The organism is Streptomyces sp. NPDC003720 (assembly GCF_042875075.1).
Taxonomy (GTDB): domain Bacteria; phylum Actinomycetota; class Actinomycetes; order Streptomycetales; family Streptomycetaceae; genus Streptomyces.
Window position 1 is genome coordinate 449,824 of the sequence record NZ_JBIANZ010000003.1, and the last position, 20,600, is coordinate 470,423.

Genomic DNA, 20,600 nt, shown 5'->3' on the forward strand with positions numbered 1-20,600 from the left:
GGCCGGCGGCGAGCGGCGGGTCAGCGGCGGTGGACCGTGGATGCGATGAAGGCGCTCAGCAGGTTTGGCGAACTCGCCTGGTTCAAGCTGCCGACCGAATACAATGACGAGTTCTGCTACCACCAGGTGGCCTACATGGGCTGGCGCTACAAGGCTCCGAGGGAAGGCGTCGACCAGTTCATCGAGGACGTCGTGAAGGGCGTTCCCACTCAGCTCGCATGGGTGCTCGACCGGACGAGGAGAAACCGAATCCTTCTACCGGACCGCGTTCTGCTCGAGGCCGGCGGTCTCGGGAACCCGGCATTCGCTGACGTCGTTCACTCCGTGAACACTCGGGACCAGGAATTCTGTATGGCGTCCATTTCGGACCTCGCTCTCATCGTTCAGCATCTGCAACGGGTCCCGGTCCCATAGGCAGGTCAATCGAGGTGTGGGGCGCTCGTGCCTCCGCCTACAGCAGTCCCGCCCCCGCCAGCAGCTTTCCCACCCGGGCCACCTCGTCGCCCGACAGCGGCACCTGGGGCTCGGCCGTCGCCGGGCAGGTGATCACTCCGCGTAGGTGCAGGGCCGCCTTGAAGGCGCCCAGGGCCGCCGAGCTGCCGCCCATGCGGGCCGGGTCGCCCACCCCGACGATGCCGAACAGCGCGCACAGCCGTTCCTGTTCGGCTCGTGCGCCCTCCCAGTCGCCCGCCCGGCACAGGCGGTACAGCCGGACGTACCCGTGCGGGTCGACGTTGGCCAGCCCGGGCACCGCCCCGTCGGCGCCCAGCGCCAGCGCGGAGTCCGCGACGAGTTCGGAGCCGGTCAGCACGCTGAAGCCGGCATGGGCGCGGGCCCCGGTGACGACCTCCCGGAACGCGGCCAGGTCCCCGCTGGAGTCCTTCAGCCCGGCCAGCACCCCGTCGGCGGCCAGGCCCAGCACCAGCTCGGCGGGGAGCTTGGTGTGCACGGCGACCGGGATGTCGTAGGCGATCACGGGGACCGGGCTCGCGGCGGCGATCCGGCGGTAGTGGTGGACGATCTCGGCGGGGTGGGTCCGGGCGTAGAAGGGGGCGGTGACGACGACGGCCTCCGCGCCCGCCGCGCAGACCGCCCGGACGTGCTCCAGGACACGCGGGGTGGTCATGTCGATGGCCCCGGCGAGCACGGGGAGCTGTCCGCCGGCATGACCCGCGACGGCCTCGACCACCTGCCGGCGCTGCCGGTCCGTCAGGAACGCCGCCTCCGAGGTCGACCCGAGCACGAACAGCCCGTGCACCCCGCCCGCGACCAGATGGTCCACCAGCCGCAGCAGCGAGGGCACGTCCACCTCGCGTTCCGGTGTGAGGGGGGTGCAGACGGGCGGGACGACACCGGTGAGCGGGGCGGGGAAGGTCATTCACGGCTCCTGGCGGGCTGGGTCGCGGATCGGCTGGTCCTCCTCCACAGGATGGTGGCAGCGGTAGCGGTGTCCGGGCCACGACGCGGCCGAGAACTCCGGCATCTCCCGCGCGCACGGCTCGTCGGCCTTCCAGTCGAGCAGCCCCTCGTGGACGTGGTTGCCGTACGAATGGCCCAGCCGAACGCCCGACCACCACAGGCAGCGCCGAGGGCGGTCAACGGGCGGCGGCGGGAGCGAAGTTGACGCGGGAGGGCAGGCGGCGCCGCGGGCGGACTCCGGGGGAGTGTAGACACGCTGGGCCACCAGGGGCATGCGATGAGTGAAATCGCCGCCGGCAGGGGAGCCACCGGAGGTGGACGCGATGAAACCCCCCGTCGGCTCCTGCGCCGTCGACACCCGTACCGGACGCCTCGGCATCGTCATGGGGCACGAGGGACCGTACGTGCAGCTGCGGCCCTACGGCGGCGGCCGGGAGTGGGACTGCGATCCGCGGGCCGTGCGGGAGGCCACCCACGCGGAACGGCTGCGCGCCGAGACGGCGTACGCCGGCGCCCGCACGGCCGGGCACGGGCGGCCGGTGGCCTGAAGGACCGCCCGCGGGCCCGGCGGCCCGCGCGGGCGGGCAGAATGGAGCCATGAGTCTGTTCCGCGACGACGGCATCGTCCTGCGGACCCAGAAGCTCGGCGAAGCGGATCGCATCATCACGCTGCTCACCCGCGGGCACGGCCGGGTGCGGGCCGTGGCCAGGGGTGTACGTCGGACGAAGTCGAAGTTCGGGGCCCGGCTGGAGCCGTTCTCCCATGTCGACGTGCAGTTCTTCGCACGCGGCAGCGAGCTGGTCGGACGCGGGCTGCCGCTGTGCACGCAGAGCGAGACCATCGCCCCCTACGGCGGCGGGATCGTCACCGACTACGCCCGCTACACCGCGGGCACCGCCATGCTGGAGACCGCCGAGCGGTTCACCGACCACGAGGGCGAGCCGGCCGTCCAGCAGTACCTGCTGCTCGTCGGCGGCCTGCGCACCCTCGCCCGCGGCGAGCACGCCCCGCACCTCGTGCTGGACGCCTTCCTGCTGCGCTCGCTCGCCGTCAACGGCTACGCGCCCAGCTTCGGCGACTGCGCGAAGTGCGGGATGCCCGGCCCGAACCGGTTCTTCTCGGTGGCCTCCGGCGGCTCGGTCTGCGCCGACTGCCGGGCGCCGGGCAGCGTCGTGCCCTCCCCGCAGACCCTGGTGCTGCTGGGCGCGCTGCTTACGGGAGACTGGGAGACGGCGGACGCGTGCGAGGCACGCCACGTCCGGGAGGGCAGCGGTCTGGTGTCCGCCTATCTGCACTGGCACCTGGAGCGCGGCCTGCGCTCGCTCCGGTACGTCGAGAAGTAAGCGCGAGAAGAGCAAGAGGGAGTCGAGGAGCACATGGTCGTACGCGGGATCCTGGGAAGCCGGCGCCGTGAGTACAGGGCGCCCGAGCCGCACCCGTCGGGCGCCCGCGCGCCGAAGCTCCCGGGCGAGCTGGTGCCGAACCACGTGGCGATCGTCATGGACGGCAACGGCCGCTGGGCGAAGGACCGGGGGCTGCCCCGCACCGAGGGTCACAAGGTCGGCGCCGAGCGGGTGCTGGACGTGCTGCAGGGCTCCATCGAGATCGGCGTCCGCAACATCTCCCTGTACGCCTTCTCCACCGAGAACTGGAAGCGCTCGCCCGACGAGGTCCGCTTCCTGATGAACTTCAACCGCGACTTCATCCGCCGCACCCGCGACCAGCTCGACGCGCTGGGCATCCGGGTGCGCTGGGTGGGCCGGATGCCCAGGCTGTGGAAGTCGGTGGCCAAGGAGCTCCAGGTCGCCCAGGAGCAGACCAAGGGCAACGATCTGCTCACCCTGTACTTCTGCATGAACTACGGCGGCCGGGCCGAGATCGCCGACGCGGCGCAGCGGCTCGCCGAGGACGTGAAGGCGGGCCGGCTCGACCCGTCCAAGGTCAGCGAGAAGACGATCCAGAAGTACCTGTACTACCCGGACATGCCGGACGTCGACCTCTTCCTCCGTCCCAGCGGCGAGCAGCGCACCTCCAACTACCTGCTCTGGCAGAGCGCCTACGCGGAGATGGTCTTCCAGGACGTGCTGTGGCCCGACTTCGACCGCCGCGACCTGTGGCGGGCCTGCATCGAGTTCGCCTCCCGCGACCGCCGCTTCGGTGGCGCGATCCCGAACGAGGAGCTCGCCGCGATGGAAGGCCGCACCGAGGAGGACTGATGCGGCGCTGGCGTGCCGGTCGTGCTCGGGCCGGTGGCCTGGGGCGGCCGCGATCCGTGCCGGGTGGCCGTTCCGTAGTCCCGGCGGCGCTCCGGCCGAGGGACCGGTACCGGGTGTGCGGCCCCGCGCCGGACCGGCCGGCGTGCCGGGCGGGCGTAGAGCCGGAGGCCAGGGCTCGGGCCGGTGGGTTGGGCGGGTCAGCCGCCGGAGGCACCCGCGCAGTCCGCGCACGTGCCGAAGATCTCGACCGTGTGGGCGACGTTCACGAAGCCGTGCTCGGCCGCGATGGCCTCCGCCCACTTCTCCACCGCCGGGCCCTCGACCTCGACCGCCTTGCCGCAGGCGCGGCAGACCAGGTGGTGGTGGTGTTCGCCGGTGGAGCAGCGGCGGTAGACGGACTCGCCCTCGGAGGTGCGCAGGACGTCGACCTCGCCGGCCTCGGCGAGGGACTGCAGGGTGCGGTAGACGGTGGTGAGCCCGACCGAGTCGCCCTTGTGCTTGAGCATGTCGTGCAGGTCCTGCGCGCTGCGGAACTCGTCGACCTCGTCCAGGGCCGCCGCCACTGCGGCACGCTGCCGGGTGGCGCGGCCCTTCACGGGCGGTCCAGCGGTCGTCACCGGTTGCCTCCTCGTCTTGCGTCTGCCCGGGCCATTGTGCCAGCCCGGGCCACCCGCGGTCAGACTCCGACGCCGTCCCCGGCCGCCCGTCCGGCCGGAATCGAGCACTCCGCGGGATCCCCGGCCGGCCGTGCCGCGGCCGCCGCGCGGGCGCGCCGGCGGGCCAGCGGCGCGGCGGCCGCGGTGAGCGCGACGAACGCGGCGATGGTCAGCAGCACGATGGTCGCGCCGGGCGGCACGTCCTGGTAGAACGACGTGATCGTGCCGCTGATCGTCACGGTGATGCCGAGCGCCACGGCGACCGCGAAGGTCGCGGCGAAGCTCCGGGTGAGCTGCTGGGCGGCGGCGACCGGCACCACCATGAGCGCGGAGACCAGGATCAGACCGACCACCCGCATGGCGACCGTCACCGTGACGGCCGCCGTGACCGCGGTGAGCAGGTTCAGCGCGCGCACCGGCAGACCGGTGACCCGCGCGAACTCCTCGTCCTGGCCGACCGCGAACAACTGCCGCCGCAGCCCCAGGGTGACCACGACCACGAACGCGGCCAGCACCATGATCGCGTTCACGTCGGACGGGGAGACCGTCGACAGCGAGCCGAACAGGTACGAGGTCAGGTTGGCGTTGGACCCGCCGGGCGCGATGTTGACGAACATCACGCCGCCCGCCATGCCGCCGTAGAAGAGCATGGCGAGCGCGATGTCGCCGCGCGTCCTGCCGTACCAGCGGATCAGCTCCATCAGGACCGAGCCGAGCACCGAGACGGCCGTGGCCATCCACACCGGGGAGGCGTTCAGCAGGAAGCCGAGGCCGACGCCGGTCATCGCCACGTGCCCGATGCCGTCGCCCATCAGGGGCTGGCGGCGCTGGACCAGGAAGATGCCGATCGCGGGCGCGGTGACGCCGACCAGGACGGCCGCGAGGAGCGCCCGCTGCATGAAGGCGTAGTTCAGGAATTCCATCAGCTCAGCAGTCCCGTGCGGATCGGTTCGGTGCCCGCGGGCGCGTGCGGGTGTACGTGGTCGTGGCCGGGCAGGGCGTGCTGCCCCAGTGCCTTCGGCGGCGGGCCGTCGTGCAGCACGCAGCCGTCGCGCAGGACGACCGCCCGGTCGATCAGCGGCTCGAGCGGGCCCAGTTCGTGCAGTACGAGCAGGACCGTGGCACCCCGGCCGACCTGCTCGCGCAGGGTCGCGGCCAGCACCTCCTGGCTGGCCAGGTCGACGCCCGCCATCGGCTCGTCCATGATCAGCAGCTCGGGCTCGGCGGCCAGCGCGCGGGCGATCAGCACCCGCTGGTGCTGGCCGCCCGAGAGCGCGTCCACCGGGTCCCCGGCGCGGTCCGCCATGCCGACCAGCTCCAGGGCGCGGCGCCCGGCCTCCCGGTCGGACCCGCGGAACAGGCCGAAGCGGGTGCGGGACAGCCGGCCCGAGGAGACGATCTCGCTCACCGTCGCCGGCACCCCGCCGGCGGCCGTGGTGCGCTGGGGCACGTAGCCCACGCGCGCCCAGTCGCGGAAGGCGCGGCGGGGGGTGCCGAACAGCTCGACCGTGCCGCCGGTGGCGGGCACCTGGCCGATGATCGTGCGGATCGCGGTGGACTTGCCGGAGCCGTTGGCGCCGAGCAGCGCGACGACCTCGCCGCGGCGCACGGTGAGATCGATGCCGCGCAGCACGGGACGCGCGCCGAGTTCGGCGGTCACCCGGCGCAGCGCTATGACGGCTTCTTCCATGATCTGCCCCTCCTTGCCGGTCATTTGGCGCCCAGGGCCCGCTGGAGCGCCTTGAGGTTGGCCTCCTGGACCGAGAAGTAGTCGGTGCCGCGGGACCTGGACGTGATGCCCTCGAGCGGGTCCAGGACGTCGGTCCGCAGCCCGGCGTCGTCCGCCACGGTCTTCGCGGTCCGGTCGCTGACGAGGGTCTCGTAGAAGACGGTGGTGACGCCGTCCGCCCCGGCCATCCGCTGCAGGTCCCTGATCCGTGCGGCGCTGGGCTCCGACTCGGGGTCGAGGCCGTTGATGGCCTCCTCGGTGAGCCCGTAGCGCTCGGCGAGGTAGCCGAAGGCGGCGTGGGCGGTGACGAAGACCTTGGTGTCCGTGTGCGCCAGCCCGTCCTCGAACCGGGTGTTCAGCGCGTCCAGCTCCTTCACCAGGGCCGCGGTGTTCTTCCGGTAGTCGGCCGCGTGGTCCGGGTCGGCCTTCTCGAAGGCCTTGCCGACGCCCTCGGCGACCTGGGCGTAGCGCACCGGGTCGAGCCAGACGTGCGGGTCCTTGCCGCCGGGCTCCTCGCTCTCGTGCTCGTGCTCGTCGTGCCCGTGGGCGTGGCCGCCGACCTCGTCGCCGTGCTGCTCCAGGGTGGTCAGCGAGGCCGCGTCGATCTTGACCGGGACCGGGGACTGGGCCACCGCGTCGTCGACGCTCGGCTGCAGGCCCTTCAGGTACAGCACGGCGTCGGACTGCTCGAGCCGGCCGATCTGCCGGGGGCTGATCTCCAGGTCGTGCGGCTCCTGCCCGGGCGAGGTGAGCGTGGTGACGTCGGCGTGGCCGCCGCCGATCCGCTCGGCGAGGAAGGCCATCGGGTAGAACGACGCGACGACCTCGAACCTGCCCGGGTCGCCCGCGGCGGCGCTGCCGGTGGAGCAGCCGGTGAGGGTCGCCAGGCCCAGCGCGGTGGCGACCGCGACCGCGGGCCCGGCCTTGCCTATTCGGGAGGACGCGCGGCGTCGACGTTCGTTCATGACAGTCATTTTCAACAAACATGGAAACCGTTGTCAACAACGCCCGGGGTGAGACCCTGGACAGGGGGCCGATTTGGCTGTGGGGGAGCCTGCGCCGGTAACCTGAATCAATTCGCTGGAAGCATCTCGCTTCAACGCCCGTCGTCGTAATGAAGAGAGCACCGTGGCCGCCGACAAGATCGACACCATCGTCAGCCTGAGCAAGCGCCGTGGCTTCGTTTTCCCCTGCAGTGAGATCTACGGCGGACAGCGTGCCGCCTGGGACTACGGACCGCTGGGTGTCGAGCTCAAGGAGAACATCAAGCGCCAGTGGTGGCGTTACATGGTGACGTCGCGCGAGGACGTGGTCGGTATCGACTCGTCCGTCATCCTGGCCCCCGAGGTCTGGGTCGCCTCCGGCCACGTCGCCACCTTCACGGACCCGCTGACCGAGTGCACCTCGTGTCACAAGCGGTTCCGCGCGGACCACCTGGAAGAGGCCTACGAGGAGAAGAAGGGCCACGCCCCCGCGAACGGCCTGGCCGACGTCAACTGCCCGAACTGCGGCAACAAGGGCCAGTTCACCGAGCCCAAGCAGTTCTCGGGTCTGCTGTCGACGCACCTCGGCCCGACCCAGGACTCCGGCTCCGTGGCGTACCTGCGTCCGGAGACCGCCCAGGGCATCTTCACCAACTTCGCCCAGGTTCAGACCACTTCGCGCCGCAAGCCGCCGTTCGGCATCGCGCAGATGGGCAAGTCCTTCCGCAACGAGATCACGCCCGGCAACTTCATCTTCCGGACCCGCGAGTTCGAGCAGATGGAGATGGAGTTCTTCGTCAAGCCGGGCGAGGACGAGAAGTGGCAGGAGTACTGGATGGAGCAGCGCTGGAACTGGTACACCGGTCTCGGCCTGCGCGAGGAGAACATGCGGTGGTACGAGCACCCGAAGGAGAAGCTCTCCCACTACTCCAAGCGCACCGCCGACATCGAGTACCGCTTCCAGTTCGGCGGCAGCGAGTGGGGTGAGCTCGAGGGCGTCGCCAACCGCACCGACTACGACCTCGGCGCGCACTCCAAGGCCTCCGGCCAGGACCTCTCCTACTTCGACCAGGAGGCCCAGGAGCGCTGGACGCCGTACGTCATCGAGCCCGCGGCCGGCGTCGGCCGCACCATGCTGGCCTTCCTGCTCGACGCGTACGTCGAGGACGAGGCGCCCAACGCCAAGGGCAAGATGGAGAAGCGCACGGTGCTGCGCCTCGACCACCGCCTCGCCCCGGTGAAGGTCGCCGTGCTCCCGCTGTCCCGCAACCCGGAACTGTCGCCGAAGGCCAAGGGCCTCGCCCAGGCGCTGCGCCAGAACTGGAACATCGAGTTCGACGACGCGGGCGCCATCGGCCGCCGCTACCGCCGTCAGGACGAGATCGGCACGCCGTTCTGCGTGACGGTCGACTTCGACACGCTCGAGGACAACGCGGTGACCGTGCGCGAGCGCGACACCATGAAGCAGGAGCGCGTGTCCCTGGACCAGATCGAGGGTTACCTGGCCCAGCGCCTTCTCGGCTGCTGAGGCCCGCGCGGCTCGCACTCCACGCCCACTTCCCGGCCGGTTCGCCCGGCGGGGAGGTGGGCGTTGTGCTGTCCGCGGGGGCCGGGCCCCGCGGTGTGCGATGCGGCGACGGGCGACAAGTATGGAATGACAGATATTGAAATCTGTCATTCGTCATGGCAGGGTGAAGGCATGACGATGCGAACCCGAAACCTCGGCACCACCGGCCCCCAGGTCTCCGCCCTCGGCCTCGGCTGCATGGGCATGTCCGCGCTGTACGGCGACACCGACCGGGCCGAGTCCGTCGCGACCGTCCACGCCGCCCTGGACGCGGGCGTGACCCTGCTCGACACCGGCGACTTCTACGCCATGGGCCACAACGAGATGCTGATCGGCGAGGCCCTGCGCACCGCCCCCGCGGCCGCTCGGGAGAAGGCGCTGGTCAGCGTGAAGTTCGGCGCCCTGCGCGACCCGGAGGGGAACTGGACCGGCGTCGACGGCCGGCCCGCCGCCGTGCGGAACTTCGCCGCCTACTCCCTGCAGCGCCTCGGCGTGGACCACATCGACGTCTACCGGCTCGCCCGCCTCGACCCGGACGTCCCCGTCGAGGAGACCGTCGGCGCCATCGCCGAACTGATCGAGAAGGGCTACGTCCGGCACGTAGGCCTGAGCGAGGTAGGCGCCGAGACCATCCGCCGGGCCGCCGCCACCGCACCCGTCGCCGACCTCCAGATCGAGTACTCGCTGATCTCCCGGGGCATCGAGCGGGACATCCTGCCCACGACCCGGGAGCTCGGCATCGGCATCACCGCCTACGGCGTGCTCTCCCGCGGCCTGATCTCCGGGCACTACTCCCGCGACCGGCGGCTGGCCGCGGGGGACTTCCGCTCCTTCTCGCCCCGCTTCCAGGGCGAGAACCTGGAGCACAACCTGAACCTGGTCGAGGCGCTGCGCGAGATCGCCGACCGCAAGGGCGTCACGGTCGCCCAGACCGCCATCGCCTGGGTGCTCTCGCGCGGCGAGGACATCGTGCCGCTCGTCGGCGCCCGCACCCGTGACCGGCTCGCCGAGTCGCTGGGCGCGCTCGACGTGACCCTGGACGAGGCCGACCTCGCCGCGATCGAGAAGGCCGTTCCGGCGGACGCGGCGGCGGGCGACCGCTACCCGAGCGCGCAGATGGCACTCCTCGACAGCGAACGCTGATCCCGCTCCCCGGTACCGTCTGAGGCATGGCACCGACCAGCGAGACCCTGACCGCCGAGCGCATCCTCGAGGCGACCGAGGAGGTGCTGCGCCGCCACGGCCCGGCCAAGGCCACCGTGGTCGACGTGGCCCGCGCGCTCGGCGTCAGCCACGGCAGCGTGTACCGGCACTTCCGTACCAAGGCGGCGCTGCGCGAGGCGGTGACCAAGCGGTGGCTGGACCGCACCTCGGAGCGGCTGGCCGGCATCGCCGCCGGGACCGGCGCCCCCGAGGACCGGCTGCGGGAGTGGCTGGCGGCCCTGTTCGACGCCAAGCGGCACAAGGCCGGCGACGACCCGGAACTGTTCGCCACCTACACCGTGCTCACCAGCGAGAACGGCACGGTGGTCGGCGACCACCTCGCCGACCTGACCGGCCAGCTCACCCGCGTCGTCGAGGCGGGCATGGCCGCGGGCGCCTTCGGCCCCGCCGACCCCGCCACCACGGCCCGCGCCGTCTTCCAGGCCACCGGCCGCTTCCACGACCCGTGCTACGCCGCCGAGTGGCGGCAGCCCGGCATCGAGGAGGAGTTCACGGCGGTCGTGGACCTGCTGATACGAGGGCTGCGATCGACCGGCGGCCGGGACTGAGCGCCAGCGGTGCGTACGATGGCGGGAGTGCTAGATCGTCACAGCCAGGGGCCTTGGCGGCCGATGCCGCGATGGTCGCCACGGTCCTTGATCTGGGGTGCGTCGACGAAGTCGTACGGCGGGGGCAGAGGCTCGACATGATCTGGGTCGTCGTACGCGATGGGGGCGTCGGGCTTGCGCGAGGCGAGGTATGGAGCCGGAGGAGTTTCCGGTAATTCCGGGGAGACGTCCATGGCGTCGAGGATCTCCCGCAGGGTGGCACCGGCCTCCCCCGGTTCATCCCAGGGCGACGGAAGCCCGTCAACCTCATCCGGGAACAGGCAGTGCGCCTCCTCCAGGGCGTAGCCGGTGTTCAGTCGCATATCATCCGCCAGAAGCTCGCAGACGAACTCCCGCGCTCGCTCGTCTCCCCACGCCCGAACGATCTGGGCAGCTACGACGGTATCGGGGAGGCGGCTGTGGTGCTCCGCCTCGCGCGGGGGATACAGGCTGCTCAGGGACTCCAGGATCGTGTCGACCTCACGGACGACCCGGTAGTCGGTCCGCAGCCCGTCCCCGGCCGTGATGTAGCGGTACCTGAACCGCAGGGCCTCAAGGACGTCCCGCGCCGAGTCGCTCTCATCGCGTCCGCCGGAAAGCGCCACAGACGTCAGGACGAGGTCCAGCAAGGTCTCGTCGACTCGGGGCAGCCGCCGACGGACGGCGGAGCGCACGTACTGCCGTTCCATATCGAGGAGCACCATGCGGGCGTCCTCCGCGAGATGGGCCAAGCCGCGTTCCCACAGCAGGTCAGTCAGAGCGATGAGTTGGACTTCCGCCGGAGTGTCGGCGTCCCGGATTATGGCGGGCCGGTTGGAGAGGCTGCCCGGCGTGCGCCGGGTCTTCAGCGCATCCAGACGGTAGGCCAAGGCTTCTCGGGCCGCCGCGTACAGATCCTGTGCGTTCACCCCTTCCGCGAAGGGAGGCACGGCCGTGGGAAGACACTTCCCATCCCAAGGGTCCTCCGACCGCGCGAGCAGCAGGATGCGGACGCGGTCCCTGTGGTGGGCTGCCGCGTTCAGCAGCGTCTCGATTTCGTCGTTGTCACGACTCTCCGCTCGATCCACGACGAGCAGCAGATTCGCCTGCAGGTTCTGGAAGATGTCCCACTGCCGTGCGCCGAGCGTCTCCTGACGGAGGAACCCCGCCGCCCAGGGCTCCGGGGCGAGCGCCAGTTCCCGGATCAACTCCACAGCGGTGCGGGTCTTGCCGACCCCGATGGATCCGGTAAGTAGACGCGCCTCTGCGTCCTCGGGGTTACGGCACCACTGCGCCAGCTCCTGGACCAGTTCGCGGCTGCCTCGGAACGGCGTCGCCCTCACTTCCGGGTCGAGGAGCTGGGCCGGTGTACGGGGCCGCGGCGGCGGTGCGGTGAACACATGACACAAGTCCGCGGGCTCCACGGGAGGGGTCCCAGCGTCCCTCGTGATCCAAGCTCGCAAACAGGGGTGGAACAACATGCGGTCGGCGGGCATGACCTTGAAACGTGTGCGGTCGAAGGTCTGCACACACCCGACGTAGAACTCGGAGACGAAGACAGCCGCCCCGGACAACCCCCGCCAGTCGTCGGTCCCGCCCGTCATCGACCAGCCGGGTAGATCGAGGCTGGGCAACTGGGTCCACCGCCCGGTCGCTGGGCTGATCGTCCCCTGCACCCCGTACGGGTCGAGGTAACCCTGGTACCGCTGTCGATTCGGAAACCCTACAGCCTCGGCCCTCTGTCGCTCACCAGTGGCGAAGCGCCCCCAGCGAACCGGCGCCTGTGCCTGGGCGCCGTCCGGCCCCGCGTCGACGCAGAGGAGGGCGAGGTCGAGCGACTCGGCCGCTGCGACAGCGGGTGGCTGGTGGTGGCACTCTCCGACTCTTTGCCATGTGCTGCCCGCGCGGCAGCCGTAGCGACTGTGCCAAACGACCGTTGCCTTCCACCGCTGTCGTGGCGAGAGCATGAAGGCCACTCTCACCTTGCCGCCGGATGACGGATCCGAGATCCCATGCCCCGCCGTGAGTACCAGGTGCGGGGTGATCCGGTACCCGGAAGAAATACCGTCAGCGGATTCGACGACCGCCACGCGCCTCCAGTCGGTCATGATCCTCCTCCGTCCGCTCCGGAGTTGGCGGGTGGCGGTACCGCCAGGCCATGACCCGGCTGCGGAGAATGAATCAGGTTGCCCTCCGCCACCTGCAACACGACCCTCAGCAGGTGTGTGCTGCCGGCAGAGCGCTCACCACCCGCGTCGGCCCTCACCACCCAAGCCTGCACCCCGGTTCCGCCCCTCGCTGACCGCCTCAGCTCGACGGTGAACTCGAGTTCCACCTGCTCAACCCGGAACCGCAGGCCTTTCCCCGCCCCCATCCCCGCGGCGGTCTGCAGACCCGCGCGGACCGCCTCGATGGCCTCACTCAGTTCGGTCGCCCTGTCGTCCCCGCTCATGTGCCCCCCTTCGCAGGAGGGCAACTGTCCCCGGGCGGGACGAGGGGTGGAAGGCTCGCATGAGCCGGGACGAAGTGCGCGGGGCGTGTCAGGGGGGCGCGTGTGAGTGTCAGGCCGTCAGAAGGTGACCCGCCGAGCATCGGCCGTCAGCGCGACGGCTGCCGGGTTCCCGCCGGGTCCACCGTGGCCTGGTGGGCCTCGGCCAGGTGCTCCTCGGCCTTCAGCCAGGGCAGGAACTGGGCGCTGCGGGACCAGCCGCAGGTGCCGCAGTCGATCGTGCGCTGCACGCCGGTGCGCCGCACCCGGACCACGTGCTCCCGGCCGTGCCGGTCCCACCGGCTCACCTTGCTCGTGCTGTTGTCCCGCGACATGACGCCTCCCCGCGTCCGGCCCGTCCGACCGCAAGGAGTCTGCAGCAAGTCCAACATCAACGGGGGATCCCCGGCGGCGAGTTGCCCCCGCCGGGCCCCGGCTCAGCCGATTCGGCGGGGCAGCCGCAGGCTCAGCAGGCCGGTCAGGACGATGCCCGCGAACTGCACCAGCAGCGTGACGACCAGCGCGTCCCGCATGCCCTGCTGCGGGACCAGGGTCAGGAACAGGGTGCCGAGGGTGGCGACGCCGAGCGCGAACGCCGACTGCTGGGTGGTGACCATCACACCGCTGCCCACCCCGGCCCGGATCGCCGGCACCTCGGACATCACGATCCGCAGCACGTTGGGCAGTTGCAGGGCCTGTCCGGCGCCGGCGACCGCCGCGCCCGGCAGCAGCGCGCCGAAGCCCAGGTGCGGCCAGTCCCGCCAGGCGGCGAGGGCGATCAGCACCACGCCCACGCCCTGGAGGACGGAGCCGGCCGTGACCACCCGGGTGCCGTACCGGGCGATCAGGCGCGGCCCGGCCAGCGAGACGAACAGGAACGCCACGGCCATCGGCGCGAGCGCGAGCCCCGCCGGCACCGGACCGAGGCCGGCACCCCGCTGCAGCGCCAGCGCGATGACGAACATGAACCCGCTGAAGCCGATCGAGAACGGCACCATCAGCGCCAGCCCCCGCCGCAGTGACGCCAGCGCGAACAGGCTCGGCGGCACCAGCGGGGTCCGCCCCAGCCGGTCCGCCCGCCGCTCCACCACGTAGAAGGCGGCCGCTGCGAACGGGAACGCGGCCAGCGACAGCCAGGTCCACAGCGGCCAGCCCGCCGCGCGGCCCTCGGTCAGCGGGGCGAGCAGGGTCAGCAGGGACACGGCGAGCAGGACGGTGCCGGGCACGTCGACCGGCTCCGGGCGCTGCGAGCGGGTCTCCGGCACGTGCCGCACGGCCAGCACCAGCCCCAGCACGACGACCGGGACGTTGACGAGGAAGATCGCCCGCCAGCCGGTCCCGGCGATGTCCGCCGCGACCAGCAGGCCGCCCAGGATCTGGCCCGCCACCATGGACAGCCCGGCCGTGGCGCCGTACAGGCTCATGGCCTTCGCCCGGCGGGTGCCGCTGGTCGCGGCCTGGATGGTGGCGAGCACCTGCGGAAGCATCGCGGCGGCCGACGCGCCCTGCGCGACCCGCGCCGCCACGAGGCTCCAGGCGCCCGGGGCGAGCCCGCAGGCCAGCGAGGTCAGCCCGAAGGCGGCCATTCCGACGACGAACAGCCGGCGCCGCCCGAACAGGTCGCCGAGCCGCCCGCCGAGCACGAGCAGCACGGCGTAGGCGACGCCGTAGCCGGCCACGACCAGCTCCAGCACGGCCTCGCCCGCGCCGAGATCGGCGCCGATGGTCGGCAGCGCGACGTTGACGATGAAGAAGTCGACCAGCGGCAGCGCCGCGGCCAGCAGAACGGTGAACAGCCCCGGCCCGCTCAGCGCGGGCGGCGCCGACGCCCGGACGCGGACGGCGGGAGGGGTGACGGTCTCTGTCATGGCACCGAGCCTGCGTCCGCGCTCAGACTGGTACCAGAGTCTCCTCATCCTGGTAGAAGAAATACCTGGCAACAGGATCCGTCGGGCAGCATCCTTGAGGCATGACGACGACTGCACCGGTGTCCGCCCCCGCGCGGCCCCCGCACGGCGCCGAGATACGGCGGCACGAGCTGGCCGCCTTCCTCCGCAGCCGCCGCGAGCGGATCGCACCCGAGCAGGTGGGGCTGCCGCGCGGCACCCGGCGCCGCACCCCCGGTCTGCGCCGGGAGGAGGTCGCCCAGCTCTCCGCGGTCGGCGTCACCTGGTACACCTGGCTCGAACAGGCCCGGGACATCCAGGTCTCGGTGCAGGTCCTGGACGCCCTGGCCCGCACCCTGCTGCTGGACGCGAGCGAACGCGCCCACCTCTTCCAGCTCGCCGCGGCCGCCGATCCCACACCGGCCGCGAGCTGCCCCAGCGTCACCCCGGCCCTGCGCGAGACACTGCGCGCGCTGGAGCCGTTCCCGGCCTGCGTCCAGAACAGCCGGTACGACATCCTCGCCTACAACCGCACCTACGCCCGCCTCATGGGCGACCTGGACGCGGTCCCGCCGGAGGACCGCAACTGCATGCTCCTCGTGTACACCCACAGCGACTGGCGGGCGGCCGTCGTGCACCTGGAGCAGACCATGCGCCTGATGGCCGCCCGGCTACGCGCCTCGATGGCCGGCCACCTCGGCGAGCCCGCCTGGAAGATGCTGCTCAGGCGCCTGGAATGCGAGTCCCCGGAGTTCCGCGAGATCTGGGAGCGCTACGAGGTCGTGGGCAACCGCTCGAAGACCAAGGAGTTCCTCAACCCGTACGTCGGCCATCTGACCCTGGAGCACACGGACCTGTGGCTGGGCCCGCAGGCGGGACCCCGGCTGGTCACCTACACGCCGAAGAACGAGGAGACCCGGGAGCGCCTGGAGAGGCTGTGCGAACTGGCGTCCGCGCCGCGGTGACCGGGGGAGCGCTCCTGGGCCCCGGAGCTCCTAGGAGCGGGCCGTGACCCCCACGGCGTCCTTCAGGTCCGCCGACTGAAGCTCCTCGGCGGTCCGCTCGGCGGTGCGCCGGGCCCAGCGGCCGCTGGTCATCCAGCCGAGGACCAGCACGGCCAGACCGCACCCGGCGAGGATCCACCAGCCGGGCCGGGCAGCCGCGACGAACGTGTCCCGGTACGGCGAGGAGCCCACGCCCGCGGCCAGCACCGCGCCGACCACGGCGACGCCCAGCGTCTGCCCGAGCTGCCTGCTGGTCGAGGCGACGGCGGCGGCGACACCGGCCTGGGCCCGGGGCATGCCCGAGACCGCCGTGTTGGTGATCGGCGCGTTCACGAAGCCGAAGCCGATGCCGAACAGCACGTACCCGGCGAACAGCGTGGTGTTCGAGGTCTCCGCCTCGAAGGCCGCGAACAGCACACCGCTCACGGTCATCGCGGCGCCCGCCACCAGCAGCGGCAGCCGCGGGCCCCGGCTGCCCACGAGGCGGCCGGACAGCGGTGCGCACAGGAACGTCGGCACGGCCATCGGCAGCATCCACAGGCCCGCGTGCAGGGCGTCGAGGCCGCGCACGTTCTGCAGGTAGAGCGTGGACAGGAACAGGAAGCCGCCGAGCGCGGCGAACGCGCTGATCGCGATCACCGTCGCCCCGCTGAACGGGGCCGAGCGGAAGAAGCGCAGGTCGATGAGGGGTTCCTCGCGCCGGGGCTCATAGGCCAGCAGGCCGAGCAGGGCCGCGAGGGCCACCGCGCCGAACGGGGCCACCGTGCCGGGGCCCGAGTCCGGCGCCTCGATGATCGCGTACGTCAGCGAGCCGAACAGCGCGATCACCAGGACCTGGCCGACCGGGTCGGGCCGGCGGGCGCGGGGCGCGCGGGACTCGGGGACGAACCGCAGGGTGAGCAGCAGGGCCGCGAGGCCGACCGGGAGGTTGACCCAGAAGATCGAGCGCCAGCCGACCGACTCCACCAGCAGGCCGCCGACCAGCGGGCCCGCCGCCATGGATATGCCGACCACCGCGCCCCACACGCCGATCGCGCGGGCCCGTTCGCGGGAGTCGGTGAAGGTGTTGGTGATGATCGACATGGCGACCGGGTTGAGCATGGAGCCGCCGACCGCCTGGACCATGCGGAAGACGACCAGCAGTTCCAGGTTCGGCGCGAGGGAGCAGAGCAGCGAGCCGACGGAGAAGAGGACCAGGCCCGTCATGAAGACCCGCTTGCGGCCGATCCGGTCCGCCGTGGAGCCCGCGAGCATCAGCAGCGAGGCGAGGACGAGCGTGTAGGCGTCGATCGACCACTGCAGGCCGGAGGTGGTGGCGTGCAGCTCGCGCTGCATCGAGGGCAGCGCGACGTTCAGGGCGGTGTTGTCGAGGCTCACGATCAGCAGACTCATGCAGCAGATCGCGAGCACCAGCAGACGTCGGCGGTGGCTGAGCTCGGGCATGTGGCTCATGGTACGGGATTTCGATAGTGCGGTTAACTAATGACCGCTACATGATCTCCGCGGATACGTGACAATGGGGGAATGCCCACGCCCGAGTCCCCCCTGCAGATCGGCCCGCACACCGTCCGGCCGCCGGTGGTCCTGGCCCCCATGGCCGGCATCACCAACGCTCCCTTCCGCACCCTGTGCCGAGAGTTCAGCGGCGGCAAGGGCCTGTTCGTGAGCGAGATGATCACGACCCGGGCGCTGGTCGAGCGCAACGAGAAGACGATGCAGCTCATCCACTTCGACGCGTCCGAGAAGCCGCGCTCGATCCAGCTCTACGGAGTGGACCCGGCGACCGTCGGCAAGGCCGTCCGCATGATCGCGGAGGAGGACCTGGCCGACCACATCGACCTGAACTTCGGCTGCCCGGTCCCGAAGGTGACCCGCAAGGGCGGCGGCTCCGCGCTGCCCTACAAGCGGAACCTGCTGCGGGCCATCGTGCGCGAGGCGGTCTCCGGCGCCGGGGACCTCCCCGTCACGATGAAGATGCGCAAGGGCATCGACGACGACCACATCACCTACCTCGACGCCGGCCGCATCGCCGTCGAGGAGGGCGTCGCGGCGATCGCGCTGCACGGCCGCACGACCGCCCAGCACTACGGCGGCACCGCCGACTGGGAGGCCATCGCCCGCCTGAAGGAGCACGTCCCGGAGATCCCGGTGCTCGGCAACGGAGACATCTGGTCGGCCGAGGACGCGCTGCGCATGGTGCGTGAGACCGGCTGCGACGGTGTGGTCGTGGGCCGGGGCTGCCTGGGCCGGCCGTGGCTGTTCGCCGACCTGGTGGCCGCCTTCGAGGGCCGGACGGACGACATCGCGCGGCCCTCCCTGCGCGAGGTCGCCGACGTCATGGTCCGGCACGCCACCCTGCTCGGCGAGTGGATCGGCGACGAGTCCAAGGGCGTCGTCGACTTCCGCAAGCACGTGGCGTGGTACCTGAAGGGCTTCGCGGTCGGCTCCGAGATGCGCAAGCGGCTCGCGATCACCTCCTCGCTCCAGGAGCTGCGGTTGGGCCTCGACGAGCTGGACCTCGACCAGCCCTGGCCCGCCGGCGCCGACGGGCCCCGCGGCCGTACGTCCGGCAACAACCGGGTGGTGCTGCCGGACGGCTGGCTGAAGGACCCGTACGACTGCGCGGGCGTCGGCGAGGACGCGGAGCTGGACACCTCCGGCGGCTGATCAGCCTCTACTTGGGGTGCGGGACCGAGCCGTACGCCGTCAGGAACCGGTCGCGGAAGGAGCTCATCCGCCACACCGGGGCGTCGTGGGCGGGGCGCAGGCCCTCCGTCCAGTGCCAGTCGGCGATCCGGTCCAGCACCTTCGGGTCCTTGGCCACGATCGAGACGGGCACGTCGCGGCTGGCGTGGTTGCCGCTGACCCGGGCGATCGGCTGGTGGTCGCCGAGGAAGACGAGCACGGTGTCCTTCGTGCCGTGGCGCTCCAGCCACTCGGTCAGCGCGGTGACCGAGTACTGGATCGACTTGCCGTACTGCTGACGTGACTTGGTGGTGTCGGCGATGACGTCGGCCGGCTTGGCGCCCGCCGCCTCCATGTCCTTGAACCCCGAGCCGTCGCCCAGCGCGTCCCAGTCGACCATCTTCGGCACCGGCGCCCAGGGCTGGTGGCTGGAGGTCAGGATGAGCAGCGACATCCGCGACTTCCCGGCGGCCGGGCGCTTGCTGTGCACGCGCTGCTCGTAACTCTGCAGCGCGTACTGGTCGGGCATGGTCGACCAGCTGAACTTCGGGCCCCGGTAGCCGAGCTGGAAGGCGTTGTAGACCTTGTCGAGGCCGTACCACTTCTGCTCGGGCCAGCCCTTCTGCACGCCCGGCATGACGCCGACGGTGTCGAAGGCGCCGGTCTTCTTGAAAGCCTCGGTCAGGCTGAGGTGGTCGCTCGCCATGACCGTGCGGTAGCGCTGCTGGTTGCTGACCCACAGGCCCGACATGGTGGTGGAGTGGCCGAGCCAGCTGCTGCCGCCGTAGGTCGCTGAGGTCAGCCAGCCGCTGCGGGCGTGGAACCCGGCCTTGGCGAGGGCCTCGGTCCGGGCGTTCAGGGTGGCGTCGACGCCGGGGGCGATGACCGGGTCCTCGATGGCGCTGCGGCCGTAGCTCTCGATGAACGTGAACACCATGTCCTTGCCGCGCAGGTCGGGGACGAGCTGGCTGCCCGGCGTGGCGCCGAACCGGTCCTCGCCGGCGACCTTCCGGAACTGCGCCTCGTCCTTGAGGGTGTCCGAGACCCGGCGGGACTCGATCCTCAGCGCGGTGGTGGTGCGGTCGGAGGCGACCGGCACCCCGGCGATCTGCAGGCCGAGGGCGGAGCAGATGATCCAGACGACACCCGCGATCATCGTGCCGCGGGTCGCCGCCCCGCTGTGCCGGGCGAGCAGGTTGCCCAGCCGGACGGTGGCCAGGGCCAGCAGGACGGCCAGCAGCAGCACCAGCACGACCACGCCGGCGGTGGCGGCGAGGGTGGCCGTGCGGCCGAGCGAGTCCTCCAGGTACGACTGCGCGTCGCCGAGCAGGCTCCAGTCCAGGACGGGGTTGAACGGGCGGCCCAGGTACTGGTTGAACCCCATGTCGAGCAGGTTCAGCACGGTCATGGCGGCCAGCGCGACACCGGACACCGCGGCCAGCGCCACCCGTGGCCGGCGCGGCAGCGCGAGCAGCACGGCGGCCCCGATGACGGCCTCGCCCGGTATGCGCGCGAACTTGGCGGGCCCGAGCCCGACCACGGTGTTCGGCAGCACCAGCGCGGCCACGACCAGGACGGCGGCCAGCACGGTGACGGCCACCGACAGCACCCTGGCACCCCCCGGATGCGCCCGCCGCCAACGCCCGACCCGCCCGGACCAGGCATCCCGCACCCGCCGAACGGGGCTGCCCGCCCGGGATGCGGAGGGCTCACCGGCGGCGGAAGGCTGCTCGGCCTGCCCGGCCTGCTCGGTTGGCTTGACCGGGCCGGCCCGGCCGTCCGGCTCGGTCAACTCGGCCGTCGCGGTCGGCTCGTCCCGCTCAACCCGCTCAACCCGCTCAACCCGCTCGGCCTGCCCGGCCCGCTCGGCTCGGTCGGCGCCTTCGGCCGGCTCGCCCTGCTCGGCCTCGCCCGCCCGCTCGACCCGCTCGCTCTGCTCGGCCTGACCGGCTCGGGCGGGTCGTTCCGTTTCCTCCCGTTTCCTCTGTTTGCCGAGGGCGGCCTCGTTTTCTCCGGTCGTGTCCGGTGACTGGCGCGTACTCGTGTGCTGAGGCAACCCGGAGGTCCTTCCGTGCGAGACCCGTGACGGAGGCGGCGGGCCACGCTGGGAGGATGGGCAGGGCCGAAGCAACCCCGGCCCGCCTGGCCCGCCGCCCATGTCGTACGGGCGCCCGTC

21 protein-coding genes and 1 pseudogene are annotated in these 20,600 nt (G+C 71.7%); 10 read left to right on the top strand and 12 right to left on the bottom strand.

What is annotated here, in order from left to right; genetic code table 11:
- Window positions 1–45 precede the first annotated feature (45 nt).
- Window positions 46–414, top strand: coding sequence for a hypothetical protein (locus tag ACFYU0_RS10940; protein WP_389299621.1), 369 nt, complete (start codon window positions 46–48; stop codon window positions 412–414).
- A gap of 37 nt (window positions 415–451) precedes the next feature.
- On the opposite strand, the gene ACFYU0_RS10945 is transcribed toward ACFYU0_RS10940, so the two are convergent.
- Together ACFYU0_RS10945 and ACFYU0_RS10950 are read right to left on the bottom strand one after the other, a co-directional pair.
- A complete protein-coding gene (locus ACFYU0_RS10945; protein ID WP_351659569.1) occupies window positions 452–1,378 on the bottom strand; it encodes a dihydrodipicolinate synthase family protein in 927 nt (308 codons plus the stop codon).
- Window positions 1,379–1,513, bottom strand: a pseudogene (locus ACFYU0_RS10950) (peptide ABC transporter ATP-binding protein); the annotation flags it as partial.
- A 229-nt stretch (window positions 1,514–1,742) separates the two neighbouring features.
- Here ACFYU0_RS10950 and ACFYU0_RS10955 point away from each other — a divergent pair.
- The 3 genes from ACFYU0_RS10955 to ACFYU0_RS10965 are packed head-to-tail and all read left to right on the top strand — an operon-like array spanning window position 1,743 to window position 3,636.
- Window positions 1,743–1,967 carry a hypothetical protein gene (locus ACFYU0_RS10955; protein ID WP_351659572.1) on the top strand — a complete coding sequence of 75 codons (225 nt, stop codon included), beginning with the start codon at window positions 1,743–1,745 and terminating at the stop codon, window positions 1,965–1,967.
- 49 nt (window positions 1,968–2,016) lie between these two features.
- A complete protein-coding gene (gene recO, locus ACFYU0_RS10960; RefSeq protein WP_351659575.1) occupies window positions 2,017–2,763 on the top strand; it encodes a DNA repair protein RecO in 747 nt (248 codons plus the stop codon).
- 33 nt (window positions 2,764–2,796) lie between these two features.
- Window positions 2,797–3,636, top strand: a complete 840-nt coding sequence (locus ACFYU0_RS10965) for an isoprenyl transferase (protein ID WP_351659578.1) — start codon at window positions 2,797–2,799, stop codon at window positions 3,634–3,636.
- 197 nt (window positions 3,637–3,833) lie between these two features.
- Here ACFYU0_RS10965 and ACFYU0_RS10970 read toward each other — a convergent pair whose 3' ends face one another.
- From ACFYU0_RS10970 to ACFYU0_RS10985, 4 genes are read right to left on the bottom strand one after another with little or no spacing between them, the layout of a single operon-like run.
- Window positions 3,834–4,253 carry a transcriptional repressor gene (locus ACFYU0_RS10970; protein ID WP_351659581.1) on the bottom strand — a complete coding sequence of 140 codons (420 nt, stop codon included), beginning with the start codon at window positions 4,251–4,253 and terminating at the stop codon, window positions 3,834–3,836.
- 59 nt (window positions 4,254–4,312) lie between these two features.
- Window positions 4,313–5,215, bottom strand: coding sequence for a metal ABC transporter permease (locus ACFYU0_RS10975; protein WP_389299627.1), 903 nt, complete (start codon window positions 5,213–5,215; stop codon window positions 4,313–4,315).
- Window positions 5,215–5,985, bottom strand: a complete 771-nt coding sequence (locus ACFYU0_RS10980) for a metal ABC transporter ATP-binding protein (RefSeq protein WP_389299950.1) — start codon at window positions 5,983–5,985, stop codon at window positions 5,215–5,217. The genes ACFYU0_RS10975 and ACFYU0_RS10980 overlap by 1 nt, the downstream gene beginning before the upstream one ends.
- 17 nt (window positions 5,986–6,002) lie before the next feature.
- Window positions 6,003–6,986, bottom strand: coding sequence for a metal ABC transporter substrate-binding protein (locus tag ACFYU0_RS10985; protein ID WP_351659590.1), 984 nt, complete (start codon window positions 6,984–6,986; stop codon window positions 6,003–6,005).
- A gap of 163 nt (window positions 6,987–7,149) precedes the next feature.
- Here ACFYU0_RS10985 and ACFYU0_RS10990 point away from each other — a divergent pair, with 163 nt between their 5' ends.
- The 3 genes from ACFYU0_RS10990 (at window position 7,150) to ACFYU0_RS11000 (ending at window position 10,343) form a co-directional block, all read left to right on the top strand.
- Window positions 7,150–8,532 carry a glycine--tRNA ligase gene (locus ACFYU0_RS10990; RefSeq protein WP_389299631.1) on the top strand — a complete coding sequence of 461 codons (1,383 nt, stop codon included), beginning with the start codon at window positions 7,150–7,152 and terminating at the stop codon, window positions 8,530–8,532.
- Between the two features lie 171 nt (window positions 8,533–8,703).
- Window positions 8,704–9,714: an aldo/keto reductase gene (locus tag ACFYU0_RS10995; protein WP_351659595.1), complete on the top strand. Its 1,011-nt coding sequence runs from the start codon at window positions 8,704–8,706 to the stop codon at window positions 9,712–9,714.
- Window positions 9,715–9,740: 26 nt separating this feature from the next.
- Complete coding sequence (locus ACFYU0_RS11000; protein ID WP_389299634.1) at window positions 9,741–10,343, top strand: TetR family transcriptional regulator; 603 nt, start codon at window positions 9,741–9,743, stop codon at window positions 10,341–10,343.
- A 38-nt stretch (window positions 10,344–10,381) separates the two neighbouring features.
- Here ACFYU0_RS11000 and ACFYU0_RS11005 read toward each other — a convergent pair whose 3' ends face one another.
- The 4 genes from ACFYU0_RS11005 to ACFYU0_RS11020 all read right to left on the bottom strand — a co-directional run bounded on the left by ACFYU0_RS11005 (window position 10,382) and on the right by ACFYU0_RS11020 (window position 14,717).
- A complete protein-coding gene (locus ACFYU0_RS11005) occupies window positions 10,382–12,469 on the bottom strand; it encodes a hypothetical protein (RefSeq protein ID WP_389299636.1) in 2,088 nt (695 codons plus the stop codon).
- Complete coding sequence (locus ACFYU0_RS11010; protein ID WP_389299639.1) at window positions 12,466–12,813, bottom strand: trypco2 family protein; 348 nt, start codon at window positions 12,811–12,813, stop codon at window positions 12,466–12,468. The genes ACFYU0_RS11005 and ACFYU0_RS11010 overlap by 4 nt, the downstream gene beginning before the upstream one ends.
- Before the next feature lie 146 nt (window positions 12,814–12,959).
- Window positions 12,960–13,184: a hypothetical protein gene (locus ACFYU0_RS11015; RefSeq protein WP_389299641.1), complete on the bottom strand. Its 225-nt coding sequence runs from the start codon at window positions 13,182–13,184 to the stop codon at window positions 12,960–12,962.
- Between the two features lie 102 nt (window positions 13,185–13,286).
- Window positions 13,287–14,717, bottom strand: coding sequence for an MFS transporter (locus tag ACFYU0_RS11020; protein WP_389299644.1), 1,431 nt, complete (start codon window positions 14,715–14,717; stop codon window positions 13,287–13,289).
- Between the two features lie 101 nt (window positions 14,718–14,818).
- Here ACFYU0_RS11020 and ACFYU0_RS11025 point away from each other — a divergent pair, with 101 nt between their 5' ends.
- Window positions 14,819–15,700: a helix-turn-helix transcriptional regulator gene (locus tag ACFYU0_RS11025; protein WP_351659606.1), complete on the top strand. Its 882-nt coding sequence runs from the start codon at window positions 14,819–14,821 to the stop codon at window positions 15,698–15,700.
- A gap of 30 nt (window positions 15,701–15,730) precedes the next feature.
- Here ACFYU0_RS11025 and ACFYU0_RS11030 read toward each other — a convergent pair whose 3' ends face one another.
- Window positions 15,731–17,182 (bottom strand): MFS transporter, encoded by a 1,452-nt coding sequence (locus ACFYU0_RS11030; protein ID WP_389299646.1) that lies wholly within the window; start codon window positions 17,180–17,182, stop codon window positions 15,731–15,733.
- 81 nt (window positions 17,183–17,263) lie between these two features.
- Between ACFYU0_RS11030 and dusB the strand changes: the two genes are divergently transcribed.
- Window positions 17,264–18,406, top strand: a complete 1,143-nt coding sequence (gene dusB, locus ACFYU0_RS11035) for a tRNA dihydrouridine synthase DusB (protein WP_389299649.1) — start codon at window positions 17,264–17,266, stop codon at window positions 18,404–18,406.
- A gap of 7 nt (window positions 18,407–18,413) precedes the next feature.
- On the opposite strand, the gene ACFYU0_RS11040 is transcribed toward dusB, so the two are convergent.
- Window positions 18,414–20,096 carry a CDP-alcohol phosphatidyltransferase gene (locus ACFYU0_RS11040; protein ID WP_389299952.1) on the bottom strand — a complete coding sequence of 561 codons (1,683 nt, stop codon included), beginning with the start codon at window positions 20,094–20,096 and terminating at the stop codon, window positions 18,414–18,416.
- Here ACFYU0_RS11040 and ACFYU0_RS11045 point away from each other — a divergent pair.
- Entirely contained in the window at window positions 20,049–20,453 is a 405-nt protein-coding gene (locus ACFYU0_RS11045) for a hypothetical protein (RefSeq protein WP_389299965.1), read from the top strand. The genes ACFYU0_RS11040 and ACFYU0_RS11045 overlap by 48 nt on opposite strands.
- Window positions 20,454–20,600: the final 147 nt, after the last annotated feature.

Excerpts from the sequence above, each read along its gene's own strand:
- ACFYU0_RS10940 (WP_389299621.1), top strand. The coding sequence starts at position 46 with ATGAAGGCGCTCAGCAGGTTTGGCGAACTCGCCTGGTTCAAGCTGCCG.
- ACFYU0_RS11000 (WP_389299634.1), top strand. The coding sequence starts at position 9,741 with ATGGCACCGACCAGCGAGACCCTGACCGCCGAGCGCATCCTCGAGGCG.
- ACFYU0_RS11020 (WP_389299644.1), bottom strand. The coding sequence starts at position 14,717 with ATGACAGAGACCGTCACCCCTCCCGCCGTCCGCGTCCGGGCGTCGGCG.
- ACFYU0_RS11025 (WP_351659606.1), top strand. The coding sequence starts at position 14,819 with ATGACGACGACTGCACCGGTGTCCGCCCCCGCGCGGCCCCCGCACGGC.
- ACFYU0_RS11015 (WP_389299641.1), bottom strand. The coding sequence starts at position 13,184 with ATGTCGCGGGACAACAGCACGAGCAAGGTGAGCCGGTGGGACCGGCAC.
- ACFYU0_RS10955 (WP_351659572.1), top strand. The coding sequence starts at position 1,743 with ATGAAACCCCCCGTCGGCTCCTGCGCCGTCGACACCCGTACCGGACGC.
- dusB (WP_389299649.1), top strand. The coding sequence starts at position 17,264 with ATGCCCACGCCCGAGTCCCCCCTGCAGATCGGCCCGCACACCGTCCGG.
- ACFYU0_RS10945 (WP_351659569.1), bottom strand. The coding sequence starts at position 1,378 with ATGACCTTCCCCGCCCCGCTCACCGGTGTCGTCCCGCCCGTCTGCACC.
- ACFYU0_RS10995 (WP_351659595.1), top strand. The coding sequence starts at position 8,704 with ATGACGATGCGAACCCGAAACCTCGGCACCACCGGCCCCCAGGTCTCC.
- ACFYU0_RS11045 (WP_389299965.1), top strand. The coding sequence starts at position 20,049 with ATGCGCCCGCCGCCAACGCCCGACCCGCCCGGACCAGGCATCCCGCAC.
- ACFYU0_RS10985 (WP_351659590.1), bottom strand. The coding sequence starts at position 6,986 with ATGAACGAACGTCGACGCCGCGCGTCCTCCCGAATAGGCAAGGCCGGG.
- recO (WP_351659575.1), top strand. The coding sequence starts at position 2,017 with ATGAGTCTGTTCCGCGACGACGGCATCGTCCTGCGGACCCAGAAGCTC.
- ACFYU0_RS10965 (WP_351659578.1), top strand. The coding sequence starts at position 2,797 with ATGGTCGTACGCGGGATCCTGGGAAGCCGGCGCCGTGAGTACAGGGCG.
- ACFYU0_RS10975 (WP_389299627.1), bottom strand. The coding sequence starts at position 5,215 with ATGGAATTCCTGAACTACGCCTTCATGCAGCGGGCGCTCCTCGCGGCC.
- ACFYU0_RS11005 (WP_389299636.1), bottom strand. The coding sequence starts at position 12,469 with ATGACCGACTGGAGGCGCGTGGCGGTCGTCGAATCCGCTGACGGTATT.
- ACFYU0_RS11010 (WP_389299639.1), bottom strand. The coding sequence starts at position 12,813 with ATGAGCGGGGACGACAGGGCGACCGAACTGAGTGAGGCCATCGAGGCG.
- ACFYU0_RS11030 (WP_389299646.1), bottom strand. The coding sequence starts at position 17,182 with ATGCCCGAGCTCAGCCACCGCCGACGTCTGCTGGTGCTCGCGATCTGC.